At 40.9% G+C, this 26986-nt stretch carries 27 protein-coding genes and 4 tRNA genes; 10 read left to right on the top strand and 21 right to left on the bottom strand.

The window, feature by feature from the left end:
• The first annotated feature begins 82 nt into the window (after positions 1-82).
• The 7 genes from dacC (at position 83) to purB (ending at position 6255) form a co-directional block, all read left to right on the top strand.
• On the top strand, positions 83-1231 hold the full coding sequence (gene dacC, locus F991_RS12695) for a D-alanyl-D-alanine carboxypeptidase PBP5/6 (RefSeq protein ID WP_004671893.1): 1149 nt from the start codon (positions 83-85) through the stop codon (positions 1229-1231).
• A gap of 97 nt (positions 1232-1328) precedes the next feature.
• On the top strand, positions 1329-1874 hold the full coding sequence (locus F991_RS12700) for a gamma carbonic anhydrase family protein (protein ID WP_004671895.1): 546 nt from the start codon (positions 1329-1331) through the stop codon (positions 1872-1874).
• 13 nt (positions 1875-1887) lie between these two features.
• Positions 1888-2382, top strand: coding sequence for a hypothetical protein (locus tag F991_RS12705; RefSeq protein WP_004671898.1), 495 nt, complete (start codon positions 1888-1890; stop codon positions 2380-2382).
• Positions 2383-2435: 53 nt separating this feature from the next.
• Positions 2436-2924 carry an NUDIX hydrolase gene (locus F991_RS12710; RefSeq protein WP_004671900.1) on the top strand — a complete coding sequence of 163 codons (489 nt, stop codon included), beginning with the start codon at positions 2436-2438 and terminating at the stop codon, positions 2922-2924.
• Positions 2925-2928: 4 nt separating this feature from the next.
• Positions 2929-4062 (top strand): tRNA 2-thiouridine(34) synthase MnmA, encoded by a 1134-nt coding sequence (gene mnmA / locus F991_RS12715; protein ID WP_004671902.1) that lies wholly within the window; start codon positions 2929-2931, stop codon positions 4060-4062.
• A gap of 18 nt (positions 4063-4080) precedes the next feature.
• Entirely contained in the window at positions 4081-4812 is a 732-nt protein-coding gene (gene hflD / locus F991_RS12720; protein WP_004671904.1) for a high frequency lysogenization protein HflD, read from the top strand.
• 54 nt (positions 4813-4866) lie between these two features.
• The gene (gene purB / locus F991_RS12725) at positions 4867-6255 is read left to right on the top strand and encodes an adenylosuccinate lyase (RefSeq protein ID WP_004671906.1); all 1389 of its coding nucleotides are present in this window, start codon (positions 4867-4869) and stop codon (positions 6253-6255) included.
• Positions 6256-6317: 62 nt separating this feature from the next.
• Here the strand turns inward: purB and F991_RS12730 are convergent, their stop codons facing one another.
• The 14 genes from F991_RS12730 to F991_RS12795 form a co-directional block, all read right to left on the bottom strand.
• Entirely contained in the window at positions 6318-7511 is a 1194-nt protein-coding gene (locus F991_RS12730) for a hypothetical protein (RefSeq protein ID WP_034595664.1), read from the bottom strand.
• 146 nt (positions 7512-7657) lie between these two features.
• On the bottom strand, positions 7658-9298 hold the full coding sequence (locus F991_RS12735; protein ID WP_004671908.1) for a thiamine pyrophosphate-binding protein: 1641 nt from the start codon (positions 9296-9298) through the stop codon (positions 7658-7660).
• 38 nt (positions 9299-9336) lie between these two features.
• Positions 9337-10803 carry an aldehyde dehydrogenase gene (locus tag F991_RS12740; protein WP_004671909.1) on the bottom strand — a complete coding sequence of 489 codons (1467 nt, stop codon included), beginning with the start codon at positions 10801-10803 and terminating at the stop codon, positions 9337-9339.
• A gap of 12 nt (positions 10804-10815) precedes the next feature.
• Entirely contained in the window at positions 10816-11607 is a 792-nt protein-coding gene (locus F991_RS12745; RefSeq protein ID WP_004671911.1) for an aspartate dehydrogenase, read from the bottom strand.
• Between the two features lie 9 nt (positions 11608-11616).
• Positions 11617-12411: an SDR family oxidoreductase gene (locus F991_RS12750; protein ID WP_004671913.1), complete on the bottom strand. Its 795-nt coding sequence runs from the start codon at positions 12409-12411 to the stop codon at positions 11617-11619.
• A 22-nt stretch (positions 12412-12433) separates the two neighbouring features.
• The gene (locus F991_RS12755) at positions 12434-13249 is read right to left on the bottom strand and encodes an alpha/beta fold hydrolase (RefSeq protein ID WP_034595570.1); all 816 of its coding nucleotides are present in this window, start codon (positions 13247-13249) and stop codon (positions 12434-12436) included.
• Between the two features lie 30 nt (positions 13250-13279).
• The gene (locus tag F991_RS12760; RefSeq protein ID WP_004671918.1) at positions 13280-13801 is read right to left on the bottom strand and encodes a cupin domain-containing protein; all 522 of its coding nucleotides are present in this window, start codon (positions 13799-13801) and stop codon (positions 13280-13282) included.
• Between the two features lie 24 nt (positions 13802-13825).
• Complete coding sequence (locus tag F991_RS12765) at positions 13826-15049, bottom strand: MFS transporter (RefSeq protein WP_004671919.1); 1224 nt, start codon at positions 15047-15049, stop codon at positions 13826-13828.
• Positions 15050-15089: 40 nt separating this feature from the next.
• Positions 15090-16301, bottom strand: coding sequence for an NAD(P)/FAD-dependent oxidoreductase (locus F991_RS12770; protein WP_004671920.1), 1212 nt, complete (start codon positions 16299-16301; stop codon positions 15090-15092).
• A gap of 27 nt (positions 16302-16328) precedes the next feature.
• Entirely contained in the window at positions 16329-17261 is a 933-nt protein-coding gene (locus F991_RS12775) for a VOC family protein (RefSeq protein ID WP_004671922.1), read from the bottom strand.
• Between the two features lie 11 nt (positions 17262-17272).
• Positions 17273-18037, bottom strand: coding sequence for an SDR family oxidoreductase (locus tag F991_RS12780; RefSeq protein ID WP_004671924.1), 765 nt, complete (start codon positions 18035-18037; stop codon positions 17273-17275).
• Complete coding sequence (locus F991_RS12785; protein WP_004671927.1) at positions 18030-19097, bottom strand: aromatic ring-hydroxylating oxygenase subunit alpha; 1068 nt, start codon at positions 19095-19097, stop codon at positions 18030-18032. The genes F991_RS12780 and F991_RS12785 overlap by 8 nt, the downstream gene beginning before the upstream one ends.
• 17 nt (positions 19098-19114) lie before the next feature.
• Positions 19115-19414: a recombinase-like helix-turn-helix domain-containing protein gene (locus F991_RS12790; RefSeq protein WP_004671928.1), complete on the bottom strand. Its 300-nt coding sequence runs from the start codon at positions 19412-19414 to the stop codon at positions 19115-19117.
• 25 nt (positions 19415-19439) lie between these two features.
• On the bottom strand, positions 19440-19745 hold the full coding sequence (locus tag F991_RS12795; protein WP_004671931.1) for a non-heme iron oxygenase ferredoxin subunit: 306 nt from the start codon (positions 19743-19745) through the stop codon (positions 19440-19442).
• A 267-nt stretch (positions 19746-20012) separates the two neighbouring features.
• On the opposite strand from F991_RS12795, the gene F991_RS12800 reads away from it, so the two are divergent.
• Positions 20013-20825: an IclR family transcriptional regulator gene (locus F991_RS12800; protein ID WP_004671933.1), complete on the top strand. Its 813-nt coding sequence runs from the start codon at positions 20013-20015 to the stop codon at positions 20823-20825.
• A gap of 146 nt (positions 20826-20971) precedes the next feature.
• Here F991_RS12800 and F991_RS12805 read toward each other — a convergent pair.
• The 6 genes from F991_RS12805 to F991_RS12830 all read right to left on the bottom strand — a co-directional run bounded on the left by F991_RS12805 (position 20972) and on the right by F991_RS12830 (position 23983).
• Positions 20972-21045 (bottom strand) — tRNA-Trp (locus tag F991_RS12805).
• 69 nt (positions 21046-21114) lie between these two features.
• Positions 21115-21199 (bottom strand) — tRNA-Leu (locus F991_RS12810).
• Positions 21200-21347: 148 nt separating this feature from the next.
• Positions 21348-21421 (bottom strand) — tRNA-Trp (locus F991_RS12815).
• A gap of 69 nt (positions 21422-21490) precedes the next feature.
• Positions 21491-21575, bottom strand: a tRNA-Leu gene (locus F991_RS12820).
• A gap of 100 nt (positions 21576-21675) precedes the next feature.
• Positions 21676-22500: a serine/threonine protein kinase gene (locus F991_RS12825; RefSeq protein WP_004671935.1), complete on the bottom strand. Its 825-nt coding sequence runs from the start codon at positions 22498-22500 to the stop codon at positions 21676-21678.
• On the bottom strand, positions 22475-23983 hold the full coding sequence (locus F991_RS12830; RefSeq protein ID WP_004671937.1) for a DUF3336 domain-containing protein: 1509 nt from the start codon (positions 23981-23983) through the stop codon (positions 22475-22477). The genes F991_RS12825 and F991_RS12830 overlap by 26 nt, the downstream gene beginning before the upstream one ends.
• A 177-nt stretch (positions 23984-24160) precedes the next feature.
• On the opposite strand from F991_RS12830, the gene F991_RS12835 reads away from it, so the two are divergent.
• Together F991_RS12835 and F991_RS12840 are read left to right on the top strand one after the other, a co-directional pair.
• The gene (locus F991_RS12835) at positions 24161-25051 is read left to right on the top strand and encodes an ATP-binding protein (protein ID WP_034595573.1); all 891 of its coding nucleotides are present in this window, start codon (positions 24161-24163) and stop codon (positions 25049-25051) included.
• Between the two features lie 99 nt (positions 25052-25150).
• A complete protein-coding gene (locus F991_RS12840) occupies positions 25151-26251 on the top strand; it encodes a DUF6670 family protein (protein WP_004671941.1) in 1101 nt (366 codons plus the stop codon).
• Positions 26252-26381: 130 nt separating this feature from the next.
• On the opposite strand, the gene F991_RS12845 is transcribed toward F991_RS12840, so the two are convergent.
• Complete coding sequence (locus F991_RS12845; protein ID WP_004671943.1) at positions 26382-26930, bottom strand: TetR/AcrR family transcriptional regulator; 549 nt, start codon at positions 26928-26930, stop codon at positions 26382-26384.
• Positions 26931-26986: the final 56 nt, after the last annotated feature.

The raw sequence follows: 26986 nt of genomic DNA on the forward strand, positions 1-26986 counted from the left end.
CTTCTCCCATAGAAGTCGGCTTTGCTTTGTCCTAAAATGCTAGGCTCATCCCGTACCATACAAGATATTGGAACCACCTCGAATGACTAGAAAAAGCGCTATTGCTGCATTACTACTTTTGCCAAGCTTTTCATATGCAGCAACTGTCCTATCTGCTCCACCAGAATTAAACAATAAATCCTACGTATTAATGGATTATGAAACAGGTCAGATTCTCGCTGCAAAAAATGAAAATGAAAAACTTGCGCCTGCCTCTATGACCAAAATGATGACCAGCTTCATCATTGAACAAAAATTACTACAAGGCAAACTGACTGAAGAAGAGCAAGTCCGCATGAACGAATCGGCGTGGTGCCGTGGTAGTAGCGCTGAGTCGTGTATGTATGTTCCATTAAATAGTTCCGCAACTGTCCTTGATATGCTACGTGGCATCATTGTTCAATCTGGTAACGATGCATCAAAAGCAATGGCTGAGCATATCGCGGGCAATGAAGGTACATTTGCTCATATGATGAACCAAGAAGCTAAACGTCTTGGCATGACCAATACCAACTTTATCAACTCAACAGGTATGCCTGCTGAAGGTCATTACTCGACTGCAAAAGATATGGCAATCTTGGCGCAACATATCATTAAGGACAGCTCAAAATACTATCCAATTTATTCAGAAAAAGAATTTACCTTTAATGGCATTAAACAAGGTAATCGTAATGCTTTACTTTACACTGACCCAAGTGTGGATGGTTTAAAAACAGGTCATACAAATGAAGCAGGTTATTGTTTAACCACCTCAAGTAAACGTGGTCCAATGCGTTTGATCTCGGTGATCTTCGGAACACCAAGCATGAATGAACGTGCCAGTCAAACGCGTGCGCTCCTCGCTTGGGGCTTTGCAAACTTTGAGACTGCAAATGTCCAACCTGCTAACCAAGCCATTGCCAAAGCAAAAGTTTGGTTTGGTAAAGAAGATGACGTTCAAATTGGCTTAGCTGAAAACTTCAATGTCACCATGCCAAAAGGACAAGCTGATAAAATCAAAACTCAGCTCGTGGTACAACCACAACTCAATGCACCTTTGGCTCAAGGTCAAGTCATTGGAAAGTTGGTTGCTAGCCTTGATGGTAAAGTGATTGCTGAAAAACCACTTGTTGCGTTAAAACCGATCGAAGAAGCAGGTTTCTTTGCACGTATGATTGATCATATTAAATTATTCTTTGGTAACTTATTCTAAATCCTCATTTTTGAATAAGTGAATTAAGCACTCTGACTATTTAGTCCGAGTGCTTTTTTATTTTATAATTCCGCTATCTTTTATGTTGATGCCCCTTATGACCAAGAACATTCGCGCTTATTTAGACCAAACACCTAATATTGATTCAAGCTGTTATATCGATGACATGGCTGTCGTGATTGGTGATGTCAAATTAGCTGAGAATGTTTCAGTATGGCCATTTGCCGTGATTCGTGGTGATGTGAATTCGATTCAGATTGGCAAAAACAGTAATGTACAAGATCATTGTATGTTGCATGTCAGCCATAAAAATCAATCTAAACCAAACGGTTCGCCTTTAGTGATTGGTGAAGATGTGACTGTTGGGCATCATGTGACTTTACATGGCTGTACTATTGGTAATCGCGTCCTGATTGGGATTAATACCGTAGTGTTAGATGACGTGATTATTGAAGATGATGTGATGATCGGTGCAGGTAGTTTAGTTCCACCCCGTAAAGTCTTAAAAAGCGGTTATCTGTATGTTGGTAGCCCAGTTCAGCAAGTCCGCCCTCTCACAGATAAAGAAAAAGCATTTTTACCTTATTCGGCGCAGAACTATGTGAAAGTGAAAAATGATTATAAAAATCAAGTAATCACATAATTAAGAGATAACAATGATCAAAGTATCTAAAAAACTCTTATATTTGGGTTTTATTTTACCTTCATTAGTAACTTCATTCTTATTTCTGGTAATTGCGATATTTTCCACTTTCAGTGAGATATATCGTTATATTTCCAGTATTACTGTATTAGAAGCAATATGGTTTATCTTCAGAGCGATAGGTGTGTACTTGATGATACTACTATCTTGTGGTGTTCAATCCATCATCTATTCTTTTTTGATGAACTATATCATTTTCCCCAAAGTAAAAAGTCACTTTAGAATAGTTTTAATCAGTGGTGTACTCGGTGGGCTATCAACAACTCTACCAGTATTGTCCCTTTGTTTTTATTCTGCTTTAAATGGAACAAGTGATTCTTCAAACATTTATAAGAATGAAATTTTAATCATGCTTGGTCCCATATTTGGTTTTGGATTCGTAATTGGTCTGTTTTCAGGTTATTTTTTATTAAAAGCATACAAGTCACAAGAAAAGGCTTTAACCTAGCCATCTTGCCCCAAATTTTGTAGAATACATTTTTTAAAATCATGGTGCTTTCTATGACCGCTTGGACACCTCATGTCACAGTCGCCACTGTAGTCGAAAAAGACGGACGTTTTCTGTTTGTCGAAGAACACAGCGAGGGCTATGTACATACCGTGTTTAATCAACCTGCTGGTCATGTTGAATGTGATGAAACCATTATCCAGGCAGCAATTCGTGAGACCTTAGAAGAAACAGGTCATCATGTTGAAGTTGATCACTTACTCGGTATTTATACCTATACGCCACCGATGTTTCCTGATCGTACCTATTACCGTTTTTGCTTCTTGGCACATGTCACTTCAGTTGAAGAAAATGCGCAACTCGATACAGGCATCGTTGCTGCGGTATGGATGAATGTAGATGAACTACAAGAATCAGCACGTGCGCGTAGCCCATTGGTTTTAAAAGCTGTTCAAGATGCCCTCGCTGGCAAGAAATATCCTTTATCGCTTATTTATGAGCACCCTTTCTCTCCCTCATTAACCCCTCATTTGGATGCTTAATCCTATGCAACAACGTGTCATCGTCGGTATGTCTGGTGGTGTAGATTCCTCTGTTTCTGCCGCGCTTTTACTTCAACAAGGATATCAAGTTGAAGGTCTTTTCATGAAGAACTGGGAAGAAGATGATGGTACGGAATATTGCACAGCACTAGAAGACTTGGCTGATGCTCAAGCCGTTGCAGATAAGATTGGGATCAAACTACATACCGCGAACTTTGCGATGGAGTATTGGGATCGTGTGTTTGAGCACTTCTTAGCAGAATATGCGGCTGGACGTACGCCTAACCCAGATATTCTCTGTAATAAAGAAATTAAATTCCGTGCTTTCCTCGATCACGCGATGACTCTTGGCGCAGATTTTATTGCAACTGGTCACTATGCGCGTCGCGGTGCAACGATGCAAAACTCACGTGGTGAAACGTATGCACCGTTATTACGTGGTGTAGATAATAATAAAGATCAGACTTATTTCCTCCATGCAGTTCATGGTCGTGAAATTAATAAAACCTTGTTCCCTGTCGGTGAAATTGAAAAACCTCAGGTACGCAAAATCGCAGAAGAACTAGATCTCGCTACAGCCAAGAAAAAAGATTCAACAGGGATCTGTTTTATTGGTGAGCGTCGTTTTAGTGATTTCTTAAAACAATACCTCCCTGCTCAAGCTGGAAAAATTGTCTTAGACAATGGTAAAGAAGTTGGTGAACATCACGGCTTAATGTACTATACGCTGGGTCAGCGCGGTGGTATCGGGATTGGTGGTATGAAGGGTGCACAAGAAGGTGCATGGTTCGTATTACACAAAGATATTGCCAATAACCGACTGGTGATTGGACAGGGACACGAACATCCACTCATGCAAAGTACACAACTTTGGAGTGAGTCGATTGATTGGGTTGCTGGCGAACAAGAAATTCCGAGCACTGGTTTCCGATGTACTGCTAAAACACGTTATCGTCAGTCGGATCAAGCATGTACAATTTACCGCGATGAACAGACAGAAAATGGAATTCGTGTTGAATTTGATGAACCACAAAGAGCCGTTACTCCTGGGCAAAGTGTGGTGTTTTATTCAGGAGAGGTCTGCTTAGGCGGTGGTGTTATTCACCATACCAATGCACCTCAGCCAGATTTTATTTAAGGATATTGGAAGCGAAGCATGGCGGAGTTCCCCTTTCAGCCCACTCAAGCGTTGAATGTTAGACAAAACCGTGCTTTGGCATTGGCAGCTGTCTTTCAGGCAACTCAGCTTACGCATATGACGGCGATGGCAGGTCAACAAAGTATTGGTGACAGTGGTAATTTCTATTTAGAACTACTGATCAAAGCCAGTTTAAATATTCGTCCCGCCAGTAATAGTGCAACGCAGACTTTAGATTTTTTTAATCAACTCGCTGATATTTCATTGGGCTTAAAAACCCTAGAAGGCTGTATTACTCAGCCTTTTAATACCGCGCCGAAATCAAGAGTTCCTAAACTGGGCACTGCCAAACTTCCAATGTCTTATGCAATGGCACTATTGCAGTTAGAAAAGAAAGTTTATAGCAACCCAGAATATGTAAAAATCATTGAAAAAGCACAACAAAAAATCTTAAAACAGTTGTCTTTTTTCGATAATAACTATTTACACCCAAGTATTATTGCCAGTTTAGCGCAAACTTATGTTGAAACTGCGGGTCAAATTAATCCACGCATTTTAGTCCGTGGCAATGCTGAAGCTTTCAAAGATATGAACCATACCAATCGCATTCGAGCTTGCCTGTTTACCGGCATACAGCTTGCCCATTTATGGCGACAACTCGGTGGCAGTTCATGGGGTATGATTTTTAGCAAACGTAAGTTATTGCACGATATTCAAGCTCTCGCTCGTTTGCAGTATCAGGTGGTTTAAACCGATGCTACAACGAATTTATTTTTATGTTTATTCCAAGATTAAGGAATCTGTATGAATGCTTTAACCGCACTCTCACCACTTGATGGACGTTATGCAAGCAAATGCGATGCACTACGCCCTTTTTTGTCTGAGTTTGGTTTAATCCACGCTCGTGTCACAGTTGAAGTGCGTTGGTTACAAGCACTGGCAAATCGTGCAGAAATCATCGAAGTTCCAGCATTCTCTGCTGAAACCAATGCCGCTTTAGATGCGATTGTTGCAGACTTCTCTGAGCAAGATGCCAACCGCATTAAAGAGATCGAACGCACAACTAACCACGATGTAAAAGCAGTTGAATATTTCCTTAAAGAAAAAATTGCCAACATTGATGAATTAAAAAATGCAGGTGAATTTATTCACTTTGCATGCACATCAGAAGACATCAACAACTTGTCTCATGCATTGATGCTTAAAAATGGTCGTGAAGTTTTAGTTTCAAGTATGAAGCAACTTTTAAATGCGATTTCAGCTTTGGCAACCACCCATGCTGAACAACCAATGTTGTCTCGTACTCATGGTCAAACTGCTAGCCCTACTACGTTGGGTAAAGAAATGGCTAACGTTGCTTATCGTTTAGCACGTCAGATCAAGCAATTTGAAAATGTTGAATTACTTGGCAAGATCAATGGCGCGGTTGGTAACTACAATGCTCACCTTTCTGCTTATCCAGAAATTGATTGGGCTGCTCATGCGCAAGCATTTGTTGAGTCTTTAGGCCTAAGCTTCAACCCATACACCACGCAAATCGAACCGCATGATTACATGGCTGAATTGTTTGATGCATTACGTCGTTATAACACCATCTTGATCGACTTTAACCGTGACGTTTGGGGTTATATCTCGCTTGGTTACTTCAAACAAAAGTTAAAAGATGGCGAAGTGGGTTCTTCAACGATGCCACACAAAGTGAATCCAATTGACTTTGAAAACTCTGAAGGTAACTTAGGTATTGCCAATGCAGTATTGAGTCACCTCGGTGAAAAACTTCCTGTTTCTCGTTGGCAGCGTGACTTAACTGACTCAACTGTACTCCGTAACATGGGTGTTGGTTTTGCCCAAAGCTTGATTGCTTTTGATGCATGCCTAAAAGGCGTTGGTAAACTTGAGCTGAATGCACAACGTATTAATGAAGATCTAGACCAAGCGCAAGAAGTGCTTGCCGAGCCAATTCAAACCGTTATGCGTCGTTATAATGTTGAAAAACCATACGAAAAATTAAAAGCATTGACGCGTGGTCAAGCAATGACACGTGACATGATGGTTGATTTTGTGAATGGTGATGAACTATTACAAGTACCAGCAGATGAACGCGCGCGTTTAGCAGAGCTTACACCTGCTACATATACAGGTAATGCTGCTGAACAAGCAAAACAAATCAACGATTTGATCAACAAAATCTAAGCTGGCAATTCAATCACAAAAAAGCAAAGCCTCGGCTTTGCTTTTTTGTTTGTGATCAAATTTTAAAAACTAAATCCAATATTCAAATTAATACGATAAAGCCATTTGTCACTATTTGGAGAGACGGTTGAAGTAAAGCCTGTGGCATTGGTTGCACCACCAATGATATTGGCGTTTTTTCCCCATGTATAATCAGTCCACACCATAAATGGCGAAGCAATAAACATCATCCCTGTGGTATTCATTTGCGAATCAGACCAATCATCCCTTTTTTTGTCTAAATAACTATAATCATTGTAGAAACGGATTGCTTTGAGTTTCCCCATGTCTTGAACGGGTAAGGTATAAGCCAAATTTAAACTGGCTACTGTAGCCTCAGAAGCAATAAAATAAGCAGGGGTAAAACCATTCGCGCCCATCAGTGTCATATCATTGTTTACACCATCTGGATTTTTCGCATCATATTGATAATGTATTACCGAGCTTTGTAAATTAAAGCGTTTGTAATTGTTATCTGTATGCAAACCAACAGCATAATACTTACCATCTTTATCAGTAATTTTATTGTGTAGCTGAGCAATAGCACCTGAAACACCAAATTCTTGCTTGCCAAATTCGGTTTCTAACTTACGAACAATCCGTGTATTCACTTGATGACGTTTTTCATTTTGATAGCCTTGTTGTGTTGGGAATGCATTTTCAGCCAAATCATCATAGGTGGCACTTTCAGGAGAATAACGAAGATTGGTTGCGAGCATTTCAGGATAATAGCCCAGCTTCATGTCCCATTCTTTATTCTGAAAATTCCAATTCAAACCTGGAGCAATGTTATTACCATAACCCAAGAAAAATGGAATGTGATAAGTCCAACCATTTTGTGGATAAGGATAAATTGCAAAAGGTTTATAGACAAAACCAGCTTCTATGCTGTTATTTTCATCCAGATGATAACCCACATAGGCTTTTTCTATCGAGCGTTTACCTTGATCTTGAAAGAGGTAACTGGCGTTAAAATAGGCATCATCAAACTTACCTTTCAGATCAACTCGGAAAATATCAAAATAGAGTTTTCCAAAACCACCATTTGGTCCCTCCCAATTTTCGTAACGTTGATTGAGTCGAACCACACCACCCAGTTTGACAGAATCCGTCCCATCTTCACTTTTCCATTCTAGTGCTGAACTTTGTGCAAATGCATGAGATGCTGTACCCAAATAACATGCAGCAAGCATCGCGACCATCACTGTCTTTTTCATATCATATTCCTTCGCTTTGATACCAACCATCCTGTTGGCTCTGTTTTTTGTTTTACCTATAAAACATAGTTTTTATTGATTTGTAGACAAAAAATTTTGCCTACAAATCATTCTTTATCAGCCCTACCTAGCAATGCTGAGATGGATTAATACAATTTCTTTTGTGGCGGACCTGCAAAATTCAGTGGCCCAATTGAATGCATATCCAATTCGATGACGCTTGGTCCTTGGAAATCAACGGCCTGCTGAATGACTGTTTTAAAATCCTCTGCACTGCCAACTTTCCAGCTTTTCACGCCCATCGCCTCACCTAGAACTTTGTAGTCAGGTGTATGTAATTCATTGAAATATTGACGACCACCAAAGTAATTTTTTTGGATGCCACGCATCACCCCATAACCACCATCATTCATGATCATCAGTACCATATTGGTATTTTCTTGCGCCATAGTGGCAATTTCACCAATCCCGAGCATCAGACCACCATCACCGACCAAACCAATCACTTTCTTGTCTGGATTGGCAATCGAAGCGCCTATTGCGGTTGCTAAACCTAAACCAATTGCGCCTGCTAAAGAGTGAATATTTTGGTTTGGTGCTTGTACTGGGAATAAACGACTGCCCCACGTACTGCCTGACATGGTGATATCACGCACAAAGATGCCATCTTGTGGCAGTGCTGCACGAAGGTGATCACAGATCAAAGCATATTGATCAAGTTGTATACGTAAGGCATCAATTGCAGCCTGTTTTGCTTGAACCACGGCTGCATCATATTCCACATCGACTTTTGATACACCTTGTAAGCCAGTCAATACACGTTGTAATACATCTTTGGCATCGCCACAGATAAAGTTGCGAATTTTGTAATTACGTTGCTGTGCGACAGGGTTGGCATCGACCTGAATAATATTTTCAGGGAACTGCACTGAATAGGTTTTGGTTTCATTACTGCGTAAACGCGAACCGACCACAACCAACAAATCAGCATCTTTGAGCAGCTGCTCAACCCCTGCTGAGTTATGGAATGCACCTAGACTACGTGGATGATCATCTGTCAATACACCACGTGCATGGGTTGAAGATACTACTGGAATACCGAGATCAGCAATAGCTTTGACTTCATCAACACTATTGAGCGTACCACCGCCGATCCAAAAAATTGGACGTTTGGCTTTTTTGATTTCATCAACGATTAAATCAACTTCAACTTGATCTGCTTGTGGCAATTCGAGTGCTTTGACTGGACCTAGATTCAGTGGTAAGTCAATTTCAGCTGCTTGAACATCAATCGGTAGCTCCACACTGACCGGCCCCATGGGTACTGTAGTGGCTACGCGAATCGCTTCACGAATTACGCCTACAGCATTGTCAGGGCTGGTAATACGAAAAGCGGCTTTGCTTGATGCACGTAAGAAGGTGAGCTGATCTTTGGTTTCATGAATGAAACTTGCATCACGATCTAAATATTCACGTTCAACTTGACCAGTTAGATGTAACACTGGGCTACATGCATTCACCGCTTCAATCAATGAACCGACCGCATTCCCTGCACCTGCGCCAGTACTGGTTAAAGCGACACCTAAACCTTTAAAGCGTGAATGACCATCTGCCATAGTGACCGCACCCGCCTCACCGCGTGCGGCCACAAAACGGATTTTTTCACGGCGACCGACTGCATCAGCAATCGGTAAGTTATGAATCGAGATCACGCCATAAATACTATCCACTTGATGTGCTTCTAAAACACGCGCGATGGCTTCGCCTACATTTACACGTTCTGTCATTGGTTTATTCCTCAAAAACTATTCATTCCATGAATTTATTAATCACACCAAGGATTTGGCTGCTCGCTCAATCCCATATAAATACTTTTTTGCTGCATGTAAGATAAAATGCCTAAACGCCCTTTTTCACGTCCGATACCACTTTCTTTAAAGCCACCAAATGGCGCAGAAATCGAGAATTTTTTATAGGTATTAATCCAGACTGTTCCGACTTCTAAAGCACGGGCAAGTTGCCATGCCTTACGGTAATTTTCAGTCCAAATCCCTGCTGCCAAACCAAAACAACTATCATTGGCTTGAGCAATCAGATCAGCTTCATCGTCATATTTCATGACGACTAATACAGGCCCAAAAATTTCTTCCTGACAAGTTTGTGCTGAATTATTGAGACCCGTGATAATGGTCGGTAAATAAAAACTACCCTTTGCCAACTCACCCTCAGTCAACGCATGACCACCAACAAGGATTTGCCCTCCTTCTTTTTTGGCTAATTGGACATAAGCATCCACTGATGCTAAGTGTTTAGGGTTAATCAAAGAACCGAGATGCACACCTGCTGTTTCGGGATGTCCAACCCGCAAGCTTTTGGTAATTTCAACCAAGCGATTTAGGAATTGCTCATAAATACTGCTATGCACAAACAAGCGAGCGCCTGCAATACATGCCTGTCCTGCTGAACTAAAAATGCCATAAGCCACACCTTTCGCAGCAAGCTCAATATCCGCATCTGCTAGTACAATCGTTGGTGATTTTCCGCCAAGTTCTAAAGACGTTGTAATGAGTTTATCTGCTGCGATATGTGCCAAATGGCGACCTGTACTGGTTCCACCTGTAAATGAAATTTTGCGTATCAATGGATGCTTCGCAATTGCATCACCAATCACAGAACCACGACCAACCAACACGCTGAGTAAGCCTTTAGGCAAACCTGCTTCTTCAAAGATTTTGGCAAGTTCTAAAGCAACCAAAGAAGTCACTTCTGCTGGTTTTAAAATCACAGCATTTCCGCCCGCAATGGCTGGTGCAAGTTTTTGTACTTCACTGGCAATCGGTGAATTCCATGGGGTAATTGCCGCAACTACCCCCACAGGTTCATGCACACTCATCGTCATGAAATCTGCTGCACGTTGCGTGGTCAATTCATCATTCATCGTTTCACAAGCTGCTGCGACATAACGTGCAGTTGCTGCGGCACTCATGGTCAAGGCACGTGTTTCCATCAATGGTTTACCATTATCACGGGTTTGTAGTTTTGAAAGTTCATCCACACGCGCTTCAATGATGTCTGCCACTTTATATAAAATCCGCGCACGCTCATGCGGTAAACTGTTGCGCCACTCTGCTTTTCGCCATGCCAAATCCGCTTTTTCAATCGCTTCATTGACATCATCTAAACTCGCAGTTGAAATCTCAGCATTCACAGATTGATCTGCTGGAAACAGACTTTGAATCGTACCGCCCTTGCCTAATCGCCATTCACCTGCGATATAAATTTCTTTTATCATGATCAAATCCTTTTAAATCTGAATCGCTTGAACACTATTGCGACACGCCCGTATCACACTCAGCGCTGCCAAAGTTGAGGTTTTGGGATTGCTCGCCAAAGGCACACCAACTAATTCAATGGTCATTTCACCAAACACACCTTCTGCCACGATGGTGTGTTTGTTTTTATTGATGTTTGGATCAACCGTCAGTTCAACCATCGTTTCATCCATACCTAAACCTGCAAGGGCAATGGTTGCCGCAACATTGGCATTGGCTGGAAACTTCAGTGCAGCTTCACGCGCTGTACCACGAAAGAAAACGGTTGCTTCACTGACTTGATCAAGATCTACCAATTGTTCGGCATAGCTGCCACTCCAACTCTTTGGGCTTTTACAACCTTTATAGGTGACTCTTTCTAAACCACCTTCTTTCGCCGCTGAGATTCCATCAATTCCTGCAATCGCACCTGCTAAAAGGTGCAGATGTGCATCATGTTGTTCCGCTGTATTTTTCAATTGAATAAAAAAGTCGTTGTCCGCAAGAGTCCCCACAGAAATCAGACCAATCGTCCAACCTTTTGCCAATACCTTTTGCGCGTGCTCTTTCACCGCGGCTTGGCCAGCAACTTCAATCACATAATCAGGTGTGCCCTGACACTCATCAATTGATGAAATGACCTGAACATCTGGAGCAACTTGTGCCTGAACTTTTTCAACACTCCGTGCGGGTACCACAATCCATTTAAGTTGTAGGTCATGTGGCATATGCGTATAAACCTCTGCTGCCATCGCGCCAAAACCGATCATCATCAACTGTTTCATGTGCACACCTTATAAATGTTTATTAAATCCACCAGAGACATCTAATGTTGAACCTGTGGTATAGGATGCCAATGGCGATGCCAAGAACACCAAAGCACGTGCAGGTTCTTCAGGCTTACCTAAACGTTGCATCGGAATACCGCGACTCTTTGCAATATTTCCCGTCCACTGCTCCCACGACAAATTTGGGTCTGAACGTGTTTCAAAACGGCGTTTCCATTGTGCTGACTCCACCATACCCAGCAAAATCGAGTTCACTCGGACACCATATTGGGTAAATTCATGTGCCAGTGAATGGGTAAGATTCAATAATGCCGCACGTGCAGATGAGGTTGCGATCATGTGCGGCTCAGGTTGCAATGCTAATAATGAGTTCACATTGGTGATTGAGCCACAAGCTGATTGCTTTAAATCATTTAAAAATGCACGGATGGGATGCAATACACTGAAATACTTGAGTTCAATTTCTTTCATCCAATCTTCGTCTTGGGTATTTTCAAAATTCGACACACGACCTTGACCCGCGTTATTGATCAACATGTCGACATTGCCTAAATTTTGATTCACTTGTTGTGCGAATCGTTTTACATCTTCTTTGTCTAAGACATTGCAAATACTGGTGTAAATATTGGCGTGCGGATATTTCTCTAAAATATAAAGTTTCGATGCCGCTAAACGCTGCTCATCTCGACCACACCACGCAACCTTGGCACCTTCTGCAACTAAAATTTCAACAGCAGCCAAACCAATGCCTGACGAGCCACCTGTTACCACTGCTACTTTTCCTTCAACTTGGAAGCTCATATCCATATCTCTCGTTTAAATCTTAATTTGCCGATAAAACAATGTCGTTAAACTGTTCAGGTTGATCGACATAACTCAGATGACCTGCATCTGTGATGAGATGACATCGGCTCAATTGCATTTCGATAGCAAGTTCCTTGATTGCTTGCGCAGGGGTGATTTCATCCTTGTCACCTGCAATCACCACACAAGAAACGTTAATATTCTTTAAATAATTTCTGATTTCGTCATACGCCAGCAAATATGATGCTCGGGTAAAACCGTCTAAAGTTAAATGGCTCATGACCTCGTTCACCAAAGCAAGGGCCTGAGCTTCTTGTTTATAAATTAAATGTGGACCACGGCTTGCCGCCATGCCCGCATTGCCCAAGCTTTTCAGCATATGTGGACGTTTTTGATAGACCTGTGCTTTGGTTTCATCATCTGCACGCTGGTAACCTTGTGCCACATTGGCAATGATTAAGGTCTGAACACGTTCAGGATAAAGATGGGCAAAGGCACTGGCTTGTAATGCGCCGAGCGAATGTCCCACTACAATGGCTTTTTGAATCGCTAAAGCGTCCATTAAACCCAATACACGTTGTGCATAATCTGCTGCATTGGGCTGTTCCATATTTAAGCCAGTTGATATGCCATAACCCGGTGCATCCCAAGCAATGACATGAAAATGATGACTGAGCATATCTAACTGATTCACCCAAGAGGCTGAACCTGAGCTAATCCCATGTAAAAGGATCAGTGCTTGTCCCTGCCCAGCTTCACGGTAGGCTTGCACTTGACCATTGACCTCAATAGTTTTCACTGGATATTTGGCTAATGTGTCGATCAAAGTCATCATTTCACTCCTCAAATACTTTTATCCATCGAATTAACGTTTAATTTGAGACAATGGATGCTCAGGTGGATAGTTCGGAATGGTTGGTTTTCCAGCACCTAACATCACACACATCAATGCATCTTCTTGACCAGGGTTAAACAAACCACGATAGATACCCGGTGGAATTGAAATCAGATCGCGCTCTTTGAGTTTGGTTTGGAATTTTTCACCGTTATGCTCAATGAATAATTCAATCTCACCACGTAACATGAAAAACACTTCTTCCACATCGTGATGAATATGCAAAGGACCTTCACACTGTGCAGGCAGTACCATGGTTGAAAAAGTGAAGTTTTCTGCTGGTACAGTGTTGCCATCATTGACTACCCCAGTTGCCCCAGTTCCCATATAACGCATTTGAGCACGACGATATTTCGGGTCATAATCTGCTTGGAACTTCAACGCATCAAAGTCATATTTACGTGTTTCAAAACGTGCGATACGTGTGTTTAACCAATCATTTAAACTCATGCCTTCTGGCTGTTTCCATGATTCAAATTGTTGAGTAGTCATGTTTTAACTCCTAGATCTCTTTGATTAATAGCGTTTCAATAAAGGAAGCAAGAAGAACGACCCAATAACGGCGACTGCTGCCAAGAAGGTAATTCCTAGATTAAAACTATGTGTTTGCATTACGATGTAACCGATCAAAACAGGTGCGATTGCACTGGCGAAATTACCCATTCCATTAAAGATCCCACCTGCTGTTGCACCGACGTCAGCAGTAGTCACTCGGGCGAGCAAAGCGAATACGGATGCCACACCAAAGCCCCAAGCCATTGCACTGAAAGACATCGCAGCAATTACCAAAATTGGATCAGTCATGAGTACCATCACATACATGAAAATACCTGCGACCAATAAACCACCAAAAACTTGAATTGCACGTCGCCCTGTCTTATCAGAAAGGAATGCACCGACGATTTCACCAATCAACATGGCAATGAATGGCAAGCTTGAATACATTCCAAACTCTTTAAGATTGAAGCCTTTGTCTTGGATTAAATAAGAAGGTACCCAACTGTTTAATCCCCACAAATACGTCATCAAAGCAATGTTGAAGATACAGACCAACCAAAATGAACGGTTCTGCAATAACACTTTGGTGTTCTGAAGATGACCTTTAAAATTGACGCGTTTACTGGTGGATTGCAGTTCAATGGTTTTCTTAAGCTTTAAATCACGTAAACCAATGATGATCGCAAACAAAGCAACAAGCGTTAGAGCGGCCATCACAAAGAATGTGGTATGCCAATCGTATTTTGCTAATACCGCAGCAGTGATCGGAAAGCCAAGAAAAGCCCCAATCGGTGTTCCTAACAAAAACATGGTCGAAGCACGTGCTTGTTGACGATCGGTATAGGTTTGTTTCACGATGGTATAAGCCAAAGCGAATAAAGGCCCTTCAGCCAAACCGAGCAAAATACGTAAGAACAACATCCCTGCATAACTGGTGGTAAAGCCCATGCACAACATCAGCACACCCCAAGATGCAACACTCCAAAACAGCATTTTCTTTGGGTCGAAAATATCGCCTAGGAAACTGAGGAATACAGATGAAAAACCGTAAGCCAGCAAGAAACTGGTCATTAACCATCCGAGTTTGGCTTTGTTCTCAGCAATCTCCATTGCACCTTGGAAGGTTGGATCCGCAAACAAAACTGCAATACTGATTTTGTCGAAAAATGCGAGAACAACACATACCATCAGAACGAAAGCAGGAACCCAATGCTTCCATCCACTTTTCACTTCATTACTCATACTTCATTCCTTCGATTGAGTCATGAACCGGATTTAATGTTTATGGTTTTAATTTCATGACATTAAATTCAGGGTCTGCTAATAATTTTGGGTCTAAAATGGTATTGGACTGCATCCAACGTTTAGCCAATTTGACCAGTTTCGAATCATTGATTGCGATCATATTGATTAAGCAATTTTGATTATCTAAATAAAGATAGCTACATTGATCATCTGTACTTTTACGTACGACGATCTGTTTGGTTCTTTCAGGTTGATAAGTTCCTAATATTTGAATATTGAAGTGGTATTGATCGGACCAGAGCCAAGGAATATCGGCATATTCGGTATCCATACCTAACATCGACTTTGCTGCTGCAATCGCTTGGTTCTGCGCATTTGCCCAAGACTGAATGCAATATCCAAGCATCGGATGAGTTGCAACATCGCCTGCTGCATAAATATCTTGGTCAGAGGTTTGCCCAAAACAATTCACCACGATGCCATCTTTGACATCCAAGCCTGCATTGACACCTAGTTCTTTGGCAATATCAGCCCCAGCACCCACCACCACACAATCAAACAATACACTTACATTTGGATGATTCACCACTTCAACTTTCTGATGACCAGCTTCAATCAAATGCAAATTTTTACTATTCAAATGAATCTGAGTGCCTTGTTGTTCATGCATCTGTTTCAAGAAATCAGATACATCAGGACTTACACTACGGGCACAGAGCCGATCACCATATTCAAAAATATGAACCTCTTTGCCTTGTTTCCGTGCCGTTGCTGCAATTTCAAGACCAATCCAGCCACCGCCAATCACCGCTAGTTTTTGCGCATGCTGTAAGATTTCAGCAAGACGCTCACAATCTTGCACATTACGTAAAGTCACCACATTCGGGATAAATTGCCATGTATTGACTGGAATACGGGCACGACTTCCGGTTGCGATCAACAACTTGTCATAAGGTAAAATTTGACCGCTTGCTAAGACCACATGTTTCAGCTGGCGATCGACTTGAGTCGCCACAGCAGGCTTATGCCACTGAATATTAAATTCTTGCACTTGCTCTGGAGAAAACAGATGCAAACTTTCATAACTGGCTTCTTTTGATAGCACCTGTTTAGAAAGTGGTGGACGCTCGTAAAACACTTGATCTTCATTGGATACCACATGAATCTCACCTAAGTATCCATTTTGACGTAGCGTGCTTACCGCCCAACCTGCTGCCTGACCTGCACCAACAATTACGATTCTTTCCATAGCTTGATCTCCCTGCCCGATTGAGTCTTACGCAGGTTTGACTTGACGACGGGTATGATCATCTAGACCGCCTTCAATCGCCCATTCAGTGAATAGTTCTAAACAGTGTTCTTCAACACGTGGCTGCCATTCCTCAGTCAAATAATCATCATTGGTGTAATACTCAAATGCACCGCCTAATGGCGAGTTGACATACCAAAAGTAAGCTGAAGAAATTGGATGCCGACCTGGACCGATAAAAGTCGACCATTCGGAACGATTCATATTTAATCCACCACCAATGACTTCATGAATATCACGCACCACAAAGGCAACATGGTTTAGACCTGCGGGTTTATTGGGTACTGAAAGTAAGAACAAATCATGATGATAACCCTTGCCTCGGCAGCGCAAAAATGCACCACGATTACGATAAGCATCTGATAAGTAGAACCCCAGTTTTTCAATATAGAACTGTTCGGTTTTTTCCAAATCTGGGGTGAAGAACACCACATGACCAATCGCAACAGGTTGACCTTTCTCATAAACAGGACTGGCAGCATTGATACGATTGACTGTTCCGTACTGATTGATCCCTTCGGTTCTTAACGCAGGTATTTCGTGGGTAAAACTTTTCTGAAAGCGAATGGTCATCCTATTAGGATCAATACATTGCACACTTTCTTCTGTTGCCTCAAAACCATTTACATCTTGCAATCGAACAGCTAAATCCGGTAAATCATGTGCTATATCATCTAAACCCCATATGACTTCGCGTAAAGTCGAACCTGATTCGATTGCTTGAGGTAAACGCGCATCATCACAATCAAATAAATAAATTTTGCTGCCGTTTTGGGTTTGATAGAGATCAGCACCTTCAATGTCTGAATGAGTGTGCGTTAATCCGAAGTCTGCTAAAAACTTATTTGAAGCAGCTCTGTCCTCGACGCCAAACTTTAAAATCTCAATCCCTGTAATCATGTGATCACTCCTTAATTAAAGACAAAACCACCATTTACGGGAATATTTTGACCCGTCACAAATGAGGACAATTCCGACAGTAAATACAAGGCTGTTCCGTTTAAATCCTGAGGTAACTGCTGCCGTTGAATCGCACGACCATTGACATATAAATCATGGCGTTCTTGCGGTACATATTCGGTTGCTTCGACCAGAGTCAATCCTGGTGAAAGCGTATTGATACAAATATTGAACGGCCCTAACTCTCTCGCCATTGAACGCGTCATCGCCAACAAAGCACCTTTACTTGCCACATAAGCCATCAGATTTGGGGCGCCCCAAAGTGCTGTATCCGATGCCACATTAATGACTTTTGCTGCCTCAGACTCTTTAAGATAAGGCACACAGGCCTTTGTCACTAACCACGTCCCTTTGACATTGATGTTCATCACACGATCCCAAAGATCAGCGTCATAATCCATCATGCTTTTGCCACCAACATTGGTTGCAAGGGCCGCACAATTCACCAAGCCATCGATCCCACCCAAGTATTCAACGGTTTGCTGAACAGCTAGTTCAATCGAATCTGCATTCGCCAAGTCGATCGTTACCGCCTCAACATTTAGACCTTGCGCCTGTAAGGCAACTATTTCTTGCTGCACCAGATCAGTTAAAATATCCGCCATGACAACGTGCGCACCTGCTTCTGCAATTGCTTGTGCAAAATCGCGTCCCAAGCCTCTTGCCGCGCCTGTGACAAGGACTTTTTTACCTTGTAACAATGCGACATTAGCCATGCGCTTCTTCCTGCATTTCAATCCGGTTTGAGCTATTCAACGCTGCAATTTTCTTTAATTGCTTTTCTGCCTCTTTTTTCATTAAACGACGTAAACGAGACAAACCGACATCATGTTGATAGAGGAATTCTTGTTGACGTGCATTCGGAGCAAGGTTTTCTAAAATAATGCGATCTTGTTCCAATACATCCCAATGCAATTTTTCCAAGTGATTACGATAGAGGAAACGCCACACATTACGCTGCCAGCCGCTGACTTTACGACAACGCCAGAAAAACACACGAGTGTTATTGGCATCAATCGGTGTTGCATAACCCACAATCCAGAACTCACCACCCGGTCCAAAATCTTTACGATATGGGATCGAAAGACGCAACCAGCTTGCACCCGTATTGGCATATTCAACCCAGTCAAAGTTGACACCGATTTGACCTTCTTTTTCAAAAACAAAACCATGCTCAGTTGAACGATGTTTCATTTCCGCGGTGCGATCACCTTCTGCCATTGAGTGAGATGTGCAATGCAAATAACTACCATGCATTGGGTCCATCACATTATCGATCGCATATTGATGATTCACTTTCCAATCCGCTTGGCAAAGGAATGAACTCCAGTCTTCACTCGCAAGTTGTTCAGGAAACTCAAGTGCTTTAGGCTCTTCACTTGGATCAATCCCAAACCACATGAAAATCGCACCGTGCGCTTCGATCACTGGATAACTTTTTATACATTTTGTGCCTTTCATTGGGCAGTCATGTACAGCGGGTACATCTTCAACCACACCATCGTGGCGAACTTCTACACCGTGATACCAACAAGCAACGCGATTTCCAAGATTCCAACCCAAAGAAAGACGTGCGCCACGATGCGGGCAGCGATCTTCTAAGGCATGGACTTGACCTTGGTCATCACGCCAAACCACAATATTTTCACCTAAACGAGTGATCCCCACTGGATTTGCTGCAACTTCCCAGCTTGCAAGCACTGGATGCCATTGATCACGTAAACCTAAATCTAAATACTCTTCGACACTTGGCGTGGCTAATACTGCTGCGTTCATCACTATTCTTCCTTGAATCAATAACCTAAACGTTGCATTTCTTCTGAGAACGACTCAGAAGTCCAAAGTTCACCAGACTCACAACGAAAACCTTGTTGGTTTAAAGACTGAACTAAATCTGCAAGCTCAGTTACACCTGATGAAAATGCGCTGATTAAGTGCTGAACAAAGTCTTGCTCATAAACCGTTGGCGCTTTATAACGCGTTTGCCAAACCAAAAGTTCTGGCTGTCCTGGAACCTGAATATTGTTAATCCCTGCTTCTTTCGCTGGCGTGGCGTGAATCCAGTTCGCGAGCTTCTCATTAAATGTTTTCATGAGATTCCATCCTTATAAATTTGACTTATAGTTGAATTTGAACGTCCTGCCCTTCAACACGTACGGGATAAGTACACAGATTTCGGCATCCCGGACCACTTTTCAATTCACCTGTTTGAATATCAAAAATTGCTTCATGCAATGGGCATTCCACGGTTTGATCTTCAATAAAACCTTCTGTTAATAAGGCGTAGGCGTGTGGGCATACATTTTCAATAGCGAAGTAATTTTCATCGATGAAAAATACTCCAATTTTCTTACCGTCGACTTCTATGGCTTTCGGCTCATCTTCGGTGATGTCGTCTTGCTGACAAACTGAGATCCAACTCATCCTTGCATCCTCATTTGTTTTATATATAAAACATAATTTGATATAACAAACTTTAATTAAGAATACTCCTATGATGTTTTCCATGTCAAACTATATATATTATTAAAATTCATACACTTGATATTTATTACACATTCTTTTACGTTTTACTTAAAAAATATAGTTTCATATATAAAACTATATTCCATAAATCTATTTGCAGTTACAATAGGATTCAAATAAAGCTGAATGTACTGATTTGTGCTTTTAAATAGGAAAATTGAACAGATGAACTCAACACTTGAAACAGACTCTCAAGAATCTGACGTAATAAAAAATGATGACCGTTATTTAGTCCCTGGCTTAGTTCGTGGTTTGGCAATTTTGCAGGCCTTTAATCAGCAAACCCAAGAAATGACCATCACTGAAATTGCAGAGATTTTAGACGTGAATCGCTCAAGCGCATTTCGACTGATTTACACCTTAGAATCCTGTGGTTTTCTCAGAAAAGCTTCACAAAAGACCTATGCTTTAGATTCAAAAGTAATGGAACTCGGTTTCAATAGCTTATCCAAACAATCTTTATTGGATTTAGCTACACCGTTGATGAAAGAACTCCGCGATCAAACCCAGTTGGCAGTCCATTTATCAATCCTAGAAGGTACGCATATTGTCTTTATCAATAACATTCAATCCAATGGAACATTTAGCAGTAATATTGGTTTAGGTACACGATGGCCTGCCCATGCAACAGTCATCGGGCAAATGTTACTGGCAGATTTATCCGAAACAGAAATCCGAGAACGATATAAAAACTTTAATAAGTGGGAAACTTTTTCAGAGCTGACGCCGAAAAGTCTTAAAGAGTTATTACAACGTTTAAGCTATGTCAAAACACAACGATCTATGGTGAGCTGGGGTCATTACAATCACGATATGGCCGCCTGTGCTGTGCCCATTTTTAAACAATCCACGGGTAAAGTAACAGCCGTATTATCCGTCAGCTGCCCATTAGGTACGTATGAGGAAGATTATTTTAGAAATGAAATTGCAGATGCAGTTCTTGAAAGTGCGGAGAAAATTTCAAAATTTATTTATTAAATAGAAGCCATATCCACTACTTTTAGGTCTTGCTCTTTAGTGAATTAAAACCTTATATCTTGAGCAAGATTCAAATGTTGCAACCTATCTACATAAAATTTAGGCAATAAAAAGCCCTTGTAAAAACAAGGGCTTTTTAAGATATTTGGCAGAGGATCAAGGACTCGAACCTTGACGAACGGTTTTGGAGACCGTCATGCTACCATTACACCAATCCTCTAGAACATGCATGATTAAATCATATCAGACTTAACCATAAAAAAAGCAAGATACGCTTGCTCTTTAAATTTGGTGGGGGCGAAGAGACTCGAACTCTTACACCTTGCGGCGCTGGAACCTAAATCCAGTGCGTCTACCAATTTCGCCACGCCCCCGATGGATGTGTATATTAGTGATAAACCTTTCTGCTGACAAGCCCTTTTTATAAAAAAACCATGCATCTGAAAGCTAATGCTTTTTTAATATACAGATAAAAACAACAGAAATAAAAAAAGGGACTTTGAATAAGTCCCTTTTCTAATTTGGCAGAGGATCAAGGACTCGAACCTTGACGAACGGTTTTGGAGACCGTCATGCTACCATTACACCAATCCTCTAGAACATGCATGATTAAATCATATCAGACCTAACCATAAAAAAAGCAAGACATGCTTGCTTTTTAAATTTGGTGGGGGCGAAGAGACTCGAACTCTTACACCTTGCGGCGCTGGAACCTAAATCCAGTGCGTCTACCAATTTCGCCACGCCCCCGATGGGTATGCATATTAGTGAGAAACACTAATTCTGACAAGTCTTTCTGATAAAAAAACCATTCAAATGAACATATAATATTCAAATCAAGTATTTATATTTACAACAAGCCAATCGCGTTTAGACAACCTTTGGCATCAAGAACTGACCTAAATCGCTGTTCAACTCGCTTTTGCAGTAAACCATTTAAAAGTGGAAAAAAACATTCAAGCGCTTTAGGCAGCTGAATGTGCAGTTGTTGGCAATGCAGTACTGCCCAATCATAATAAGTATCAGCGTTTAATTTAGTGTTCGTTAACCATTCATACAAAATAATGCCCAAAGCATATAAATCACTTTGAATACTTTTCGCTTCACCATGAAAAAGCTCAGGCGCCATATAATGTGGTGTCGCATTCATGCGCGTAATTGAACATTGAGACTTAAAACTTTGCTCAAAATCGATCAGCCGACAAGACCCATGATATAAACGGAAATGTGCTGGCTTTAGATCACCATGAACCCAACCCATTTCGTGCATGTAGTCGAGTGTTTCCAAGGCATCTAAGATTTTTTTTTGAATAATCTCAAGATCGGTGGTGGGTAAAATATCCGTGAAGAACTTTTCTGCATCAAACAATATCAAGCCTCTACCCTTCGCTTCAAGGTGAAGGCACTGCGGTGTCTGTTCTAAGATAATGATATGATGCGGCAATAGAAAATGCTGAGAATGTATTGATTCAAGCTGATAAAAATCCAATTCACCTTGAAAAGCTGGCTCTATCACCGGATCTGTATCGGCAACATGAAATTTAAGCCAATACTTCTGATTTTCAACTTGAAACGTATATAAACGCCGCCCAAAATCATAACTTCGCTTTTTCGTTTCTAACGACCAATTATTCCATTGAACAGTTGGATCAGAGATCCACGTAATAAAACTCATTCTGCTGCTTTTCTTCCTGCTTACGTAATGATGCTAAACAATGTTCAATGGTTTTACCAATACGTGCATGTGTTTCAATCGAAGCAATTTTAGACCAAGTTGCTCGCTCACCTTCTTGTTGCAATATTTTAAATAATTTTGGACGTGGGTTTTTCAACATGTAGCTATAATGTTTTAAACCATATTTCGCAATGATATTCACATCACCATAATACCGCTGCCCTAAAATTCCATAACCATGATCGAGCGCACGTCGAATCGGGAAGAAACCGCCCATTGAATTGCGAATTAAATCCATGACATCCATTGCAATCGCTTTTCCTTGATGACGCACAACCCGTTCTGGCCAACTCAATACATCACGGCGGAATCGCTTATTATCACTTTGCATAAATGGGACGATATGCGGATTCACCTGACTGGCAATGGTGTAATTAATATTATAAAGCCTTGCCATTTTTTCCTGAGGAAAATCACTGCGCATACTGCCATCCACCCATTTCGTGTTGGCAAGATACGGCGTATGCTGACCATCATAACGTTTACTGGTTAATTTCACTGGCGGAAATAACACCGGGACGGCACATGAAGCCAGCACAGCACTCCAAACCAAAACATTTGGCGCAGTTAAAGCATTTAATACTCGAGGGTTTTGTGCGGTGTTATAGGGTGCAACCGCAATATTAATATGCAATCCTGAACGTTGGAAGGCTTCAGCAAAAGTGACATCGCCCATATTACGTATCAAGAACTTTTTAAGATACATCACATCAGCAATGCCACCATGCCCTTTAATCAACTCCATGACACGTCTAAAGCGAAAGGCTTCATGGAAAAAGTGCTCACCAGAAAGTAAGCCAGGAATCTGATCAGCAGATGAAACGCCGAGCATCCCTGTCATGATGGCACCTGCACTCGAACCTGAAATTACCTTTGGTAATAGATCACGTTCCAACAATGCCTTGCATACTCCAGTATGAAACAAGCCCAATGTCGCACCACCTGATAGCATTAAAGCAGGTTGTCCATAAGCCTTTTGACATTCTTCAAAAAACTTTATTTTTTCTTTCAATTGGAAAGTAATACATTCACTGGAAGCTAAATAACCAAAACACTCACTGACTTCTTCAACATAATTTTCTATAATTTTTTTAGTGCCGCAGTAGGTCTCAGCAAACAACATGGGATGGCCAATATTGGCAAAATCATAAGATAAACCTTCTCTTAATACATAGATCAAATCTAGAGTTCGATGTTGTGTACGATATTTTTTTAATAAGTTATGCCGTTTAGATAAAATTTCAGCATCAAAATAAGGCGAATCATTGTCATATTTCCATGCTTCAGTACCTGCTTCTTGGTCTAGTTTGAGTGCAATGGACTTCCATTCAGCATACCCATTTGCATGGCGTAAGTGCTCTTGTAACACACCGACCCTATATGCCTGATATGTATTCTTTTTTTCTTGAAGTCTATTTGACATTCGTGTTTCCAGTTTTGATGATTTTTTTCTCATTCTGCACCTATACAATGCAAAAAGTGGCTGCAACAATCAAGGGGAAAATCGACATATTACAATCTTTTTAATGAGATCTTCTTTATTTCAACAACAGCAATGATAGTATCCCTATTCATTGATCACTGTGTTTGGTTTGTATTTATGGCTCTCATTGATTTACCGGAATCTATTCTCCATTCATTATCCAGTGTTTTGACACAATTACAGCAAGTTCTCCCTGCACCAAAACAACCCACTGATTTTTCAGCTATCGCTTTTCGATGGGAAAATCAACAACTGCTCGCCATTCAACAACCCAAAAAAATGCATTTGGAAGACCTAAAAGGGATTGAGCGTCAAAAAGATAAAATTATTCAAAATACCTTACAGTTCTTAAATGGCTTGCCTGCCAATGATGTTTTGCTCACTGGTTCACGGGGTACTGGAAAATCATCGATAGTCCGCGCCCTACTGACGGAATATTCATCACAAGGTTTACGTCTCATAGAAATCGAACGGGATGATTTATCTGATTTACCCAAGATTCAAAAGATAATTGAAAACCGCCCTGAGAAATTTATTGTTTATTGTGACGATTTAGCCTTTAACGCAGAAGATGAAAATTATCGTAGCTTGAAAAGTGTATTAGATGGTTCACTACAGTCTGGTTCAAGCAATTTCATTATCTATGCCACCAGTAACCGCCGCCATTTATTGCCAGAATTTATGCACGAAAATACGCCTGTTCGTAAAGTTGATGTTCCGCAATATACTGAGCTACACCCACAAGAAGCCATTGAAGAAAAGATTTCCCTTTCTGATCGTTTTGGTCTGTGGCTGTCATTCTATCCGATGGATCAACAGCTTTATTTAGAAATTGTGGAACACTATATCGTTCAAGCAGGTTTGCAATATAACGATCTGGTTCGTGGTGAAAGTTTGAAATGGTGTCAGGCACGCGGTCAACGCTCTGGTCGAGCGGCCTATCAGTTTTCAAAACATTGGATTGGTTCGCAAAACCTAGAGAAATTGTCAAACACTATAAAAGGGTAAATGTCCTCAAAAGCCGTGGCATTGTCCTTATTTAGGCTTAGCACGGGCAGTTGTTTTTCTTAATCTAAGATCTAGCATAGACTGAGTTTAGGGAAAAAGATGAAAAAACAACTGCCGCCAATCTCTCTGACGAGCAAAATTTTGGGTAAAAGCTTATTGCTCGCACAAAGCACACTAGATCAGGCTATAAAATATTCAACCATTCCTTTTTCTGAACCAGAGATCATCCGTCCAAGAACAACAGAAAAATTTTATACGTGGACACATTATGGAATCTTTTTTCCACTGCTGCCTGAACCACATCGTTATCTAAATATCATGATTTTGTTAGGTACCCCTGGGGCGCTTGCCTTCGATCATGATGACATAACACTGAGTGACCCAAGACATACTGCAACATTGTTCTCTAGTACAGCCGCATTAGACCAACACTTATTAAAAGCTTACATCATCCCAGATGAGACAAATATTCAAGAAAATGGCACACAAATTGAATTAGGCGAAGACGTTTCCATTACAGGCACTTTGCCCAATATTCATTTGAAAGGTGCTTATCATGGTTTAAATTTTGAATTTGATTTAGATGTGACCGATCAAGTTTCATGGTTTATCAAAACTCCGATCTATGATCATTTTAGTCTATTAGCCACATTCAAAGGTCAACTTGAATATCAAGGTCAAGCTACGCCAGCGGAAGGTTTATGCACCTATGAATATGCGCGTGCAACAGGTGCGCATGGTGTGGTAAAAAAACTCCTCGCCGAATCTTATAAATTACCGCTTGATTTCTTCACCTATCAAATTATTAATCTGACTGAAACAACGCAACTATTGTTAACCAAAGCCGATATTTTAGGTCAACCCGTAGCTTATTCTCTGCATATTAGACATACCGACAAACCTGCTGAAATCTATGCCAATGTTGAGTTTAAGGTGATAGCGCATCAAATCGATGATTATATTTCGCCAAGTGGAAAGAAAATGCGCTTGCCACAATTCTTTTCTTGGACGGTGAAAGATGATACGGGTCAAAAAGTATTAGAAATCTTTGCTGAAATTGATAGTCCATTCCGCTACGGTCATGGAATTGGTTATGCCAGCGCCTATACTTTCACAGGTGAATATTTGAATAATGAAGTTCAAGGGCGTGGTTATATTGAGTATATCGATGTAGAAAACCAAAACTATTTTATAGATTAAGCCTATTCACTTCACTGTTGAAATAAAAACATTTTTATTTTTCCAATCAAGCATAAGCCGTTGATATATTTTCAACGGCTTAATTATTTAGAAGCTTGCTTCATCGCCCCCTATCCTTTCAATGAAACTCCTAACTAAAAATCTCAACCATACGGTTCATCGATTTTTTAATCTCATCTGCAACTTTTGCATCATATCCTTCTACCAAAAAGCGGCTAATCAACCCTTCAATCAAGGTATAAATAATTTCAACCAATGCATCTGCATGGGGGGCTGATTCAAGACATTTTGCAATTAATGCGCGAATCCAAATCTTATGTTCTTTAGAGACTGTAATGATGTCTTGATCACCACAATGAGATTCAGCAACCGCTCTGACAAATAAGCATCCTTTAAAATTGTCTTCTTGAAACCACAACAAATGCCAATCAATGAGCTGATTGAGTGCCTGTGCTCCTGTTGCATTGCCAATATAAGCAATTAGACTCTGTCTAAACTTCGTATCTCTGGCCTCAAGCACCGATCTCACTAACTGATTTTTATTTTTAAAATGAGTGTACATTGTTGTTTTTGAACAGCCGGACTCATCTCGAATTAAATCAACACCAACACCGACAAAACTATTTTCATAAAATAATTTTTCTGCGGTATTCAAAATTTTATTTGCTGACTTTGACATACAAGTTTACTCAATTAAAAACAATACAGATCTGTACTATTTTTAATTTTAGTCTT

The sequence above is a fragment of the Acinetobacter sp. CIP-A165 genome (genome assembly GCF_000367985.1).
Classification (GTDB): domain Bacteria; phylum Pseudomonadota; class Gammaproteobacteria; order Pseudomonadales; family Moraxellaceae; genus Acinetobacter.

Coding starts and splice junctions, on each gene's coding strand:
- F991_RS12770 (WP_004671920.1), bottom strand. CDS start 16,301: ATGGAAAGAATCGTAATTGTTGGTGCAGGTCAGGCAGCAGGTTGGGCG.
- F991_RS12795 (WP_004671931.1), bottom strand. CDS start 19,745: ATGAGTTGGATCTCAGTTTGTCAGCAAGACGACATCACCGAAGATGAG.
- F991_RS12775 (WP_004671922.1), bottom strand. CDS start 17,261: ATGATTACAGGGATTGAGATTTTAAAGTTTGGCGTCGAGGACAGAGCT.
- F991_RS12825 (WP_004671935.1), bottom strand. CDS start 22,500: ATGAGTTTTATTACGTGGATCTCTGATCCAACTGTTCAATGGAATAAT.
- hflD (WP_004671904.1), top strand. CDS start 4,081: ATGGCGGAGTTCCCCTTTCAGCCCACTCAAGCGTTGAATGTTAGACAA.
- F991_RS12760 (WP_004671918.1), bottom strand. CDS start 13,801: ATGACTACTCAACAATTTGAATCATGGAAACAGCCAGAAGGCATGAGT.
- F991_RS12765 (WP_004671919.1), bottom strand. CDS start 15,049: ATGAGTAATGAAGTGAAAAGTGGATGGAAGCATTGGGTTCCTGCTTTC.
- F991_RS12840 (WP_004671941.1), top strand. CDS start 25,151: ATGAAAAAACAACTGCCGCCAATCTCTCTGACGAGCAAAATTTTGGGT.
- F991_RS12745 (WP_004671911.1), bottom strand. CDS start 11,607: ATGAAACAGTTGATGATGATCGGTTTTGGCGCGATGGCAGCAGAGGTT.
- F991_RS12755 (WP_034595570.1), bottom strand. CDS start 13,249: ATGATGACTTTGATCGACACATTAGCCAAATATCCAGTGAAAACTATT.
- F991_RS12780 (WP_004671924.1), bottom strand. CDS start 18,037: ATGGCTAATGTCGCATTGTTACAAGGTAAAAAAGTCCTTGTCACAGGC.
- F991_RS12785 (WP_004671927.1), bottom strand. CDS start 19,097: ATGAACGCAGCAGTATTAGCCACGCCAAGTGTCGAAGAGTATTTAGAT.
- F991_RS12700 (WP_004671895.1), top strand. CDS start 1,329: ATGACCAAGAACATTCGCGCTTATTTAGACCAAACACCTAATATTGAT.
- F991_RS12790 (WP_004671928.1), bottom strand. CDS start 19,414: ATGAAAACATTTAATGAGAAGCTCGCGAACTGGATTCACGCCACGCCA.
- F991_RS12740 (WP_004671909.1), bottom strand. CDS start 10,803: ATGATAAAAGAAATTTATATCGCAGGTGAATGGCGATTAGGCAAGGGC.
- dacC (WP_004671893.1), top strand. CDS start 83: ATGACTAGAAAAAGCGCTATTGCTGCATTACTACTTTTGCCAAGCTTT.
- F991_RS12735 (WP_004671908.1), bottom strand. CDS start 9,298: ATGACAGAACGTGTAAATGTAGGCGAAGCCATCGCGCGTGTTTTAGAA.
- F991_RS12750 (WP_004671913.1), bottom strand. CDS start 12,411: ATGAGCTTCCAAGTTGAAGGAAAAGTAGCAGTGGTAACAGGTGGCTCG.
- F991_RS12830 (WP_004671937.1), bottom strand. CDS start 23,983: ATGTCAAATAGACTTCAAGAAAAAAAGAATACATATCAGGCATATAGG.
- F991_RS12845 (WP_004671943.1), bottom strand. CDS start 26,930: ATGTCAAAGTCAGCAAATAAAATTTTGAATACCGCAGAAAAATTATTT.
- F991_RS12800 (WP_004671933.1), top strand. CDS start 20,013: ATGAACTCAACACTTGAAACAGACTCTCAAGAATCTGACGTAATAAAA.
- F991_RS12835 (WP_034595573.1), top strand. CDS start 24,161: ATGGCTCTCATTGATTTACCGGAATCTATTCTCCATTCATTATCCAGT.
- F991_RS12730 (WP_034595664.1), bottom strand. CDS start 7,511: ATGAAAAAGACAGTGATGGTCGCGATGCTTGCTGCATGTTATTTGGGT.
- F991_RS12710 (WP_004671900.1), top strand. CDS start 2,436: ATGACCGCTTGGACACCTCATGTCACAGTCGCCACTGTAGTCGAAAAA.
- mnmA (WP_004671902.1), top strand. CDS start 2,929: ATGCAACAACGTGTCATCGTCGGTATGTCTGGTGGTGTAGATTCCTCT.
- F991_RS12705 (WP_004671898.1), top strand. CDS start 1,888: ATGATCAAAGTATCTAAAAAACTCTTATATTTGGGTTTTATTTTACCT.
- purB (WP_004671906.1), top strand. CDS start 4,867: ATGAATGCTTTAACCGCACTCTCACCACTTGATGGACGTTATGCAAGC.